Genomic DNA, 1,702 nt, shown 5'->3' on the forward strand with positions numbered 1-1,702 from the left:
CGATCCGCACCCCGCCGATCCGTTCGGCGGGTCTCGGCAGCACCGCCCGTTGAGCGGTCTCGGCGATGATCCGGGCGGAGGCGAGCCGCTGACCGCTGCGGCGCAGCACTCCGCTGATGTACAGCGCGAGGAGCGAGACGACCACAACGGTCAGCAGCTCGCTGAGCGCCTCCAGCGACATCAGCGACTTGGCGTAGATATGCACCGCCAGCTCGAAGACCAGCGAGGCGATGGCGACCAGCAGCGTGCCGATCAGCGGGTAGAACGGCGCGGCGACCAGCGGGGCCGCCGCGTAGAGCGGGGCGGCCGTGACGCGTGTCGGGGTCAGGAAGTCGAAGACCACTCCGACGACGATCACCAGCACAGGCAGAACGCGGACCAGCCGCCGCCCGGTACGGACCCGGCCGCCCGAAACCGGCAGCCCGTCACTCGACGTGAGACCGACCGTCTCGTCGGCCCGCTGGCCGCTGCCACTCAGGCGCTCCCTGAGCCTCCTCAGCTTCCCCACCAGTGGTCACCTGCCCGGTTCCGCCTAGGGCTACGGACGGTACCGCGCCCCACCCAGGCTGGCCGCTGCCGTCCGCGGCGGCGACTCGCCGTCGGCCGAGTGGACTATGGAGGAGGTCGGATCGCGACCGGCTCCACAGCAGGTCAGACAGCCGGACGGCCAGTCGGTCAGATGGCCGGTCGGTCGCCGCGCCGGCCGCCGGGCCGGTCGCCCGGTCAGCCGTTGAGCCGGCCGACCGACCGGCCGTATGACCGGTCAGTCAGTCAGGTGGCGCTCGGCGTACACCTTCATGGCGTCCCGTACGAGCACTGCTGTCCCTTCACCGTACTTGTCATAGGCCGCTCTGAACCGTTCATCATCCACATACATTTTCGTCACACCGATGACATACGGCTTGGTGAGCTCGACCGTCACCGACAGCCAGTCGCAGTGACGCCGGGCGACGGCCTGGGCCTCGTCACTGTCTGCGGCGAGCCCTGCCTCCTTCGCCCGTGCCCAGTCGCGGGCGATGGCCTCGTGCCGGTCCTGGAAGCCCTGACGCTCCTCCTCGCTGAGCGCGCGCCACCAGCGGTCGCCCTTCTGATACGCCTCCCGGCCCCAACGCTCGGTCACCTCCTGCTCGTACCGTGTGTGGTCGAAGCCGTCGAGCACTTCCTCGGCCATGAGTTCCTCTCCCGTCGCGGTCTTGTGGAGAGTGGTCCGCACCGAGGCGATCAGCCGCTCGACGCGCTCGCGCTCCTGCTCCAGCAGCCTGAGATGTGTGCGCAGGGCGGCGGCCGTGTCCTGCTGGCCGTCGAGGATCCGGGCGATCGCCGGCAGTCCGAGCCCCAGCTCCCGCAGCAGCAGAATCCGCTGGAGCCGGACCAAGGCGTCCTGGTCGTAGTAGCGGTAGCCGTTGCCGCCGGTCCTGCTGGGCATCAGCAGTCCAAGCTCGCCGTAATGCCTGAGCGTGCGGCTGGTGGTCCCGGCCTTCTTCGCGATCTCCTGGATCGACCACTCCATGGCTTCGACGGTAGAACTTGACGTTACGTAAAGGTCAAGCGCGAAAAAGGCGGCACGGATATACGGAGATGGGGACGCGGTGGCGCGGAAACGACGAAGACCCGGATCCACTTGGAATCCGGGCCTTCGGCTTCTGTTCAGTAGCGGGGACAGGATTTGAACCTGCGACCTCTGGGTTATGAGCCCAGCGAG

At 68.3% G+C, this 1,702-nt stretch carries 1 protein-coding gene and 1 pseudogene; both read right to left on the reverse strand.

The window, feature by feature from the left end:
- Positions 1-508, reverse strand: a pseudogene (locus tag GA0115259_RS23900) (hypothetical protein); the annotation flags it as partial.
- Positions 509-763: 255 nt separating this feature from the next.
- On the reverse strand, positions 764-1,510 hold the full coding sequence (locus GA0115259_RS23905; RefSeq protein ID WP_093600853.1) for a MerR family transcriptional regulator: 747 nt from the start codon (positions 1,508-1,510) through the stop codon (positions 764-766).
- Positions 1,511-1,702: the final 192 nt, after the last annotated feature.

The organism is Streptomyces sp. MnatMP-M17, assembly GCF_900091995.1.
GTDB lineage: Bacteria > Actinomycetota > Actinomycetes > Streptomycetales > Streptomycetaceae > Streptomyces.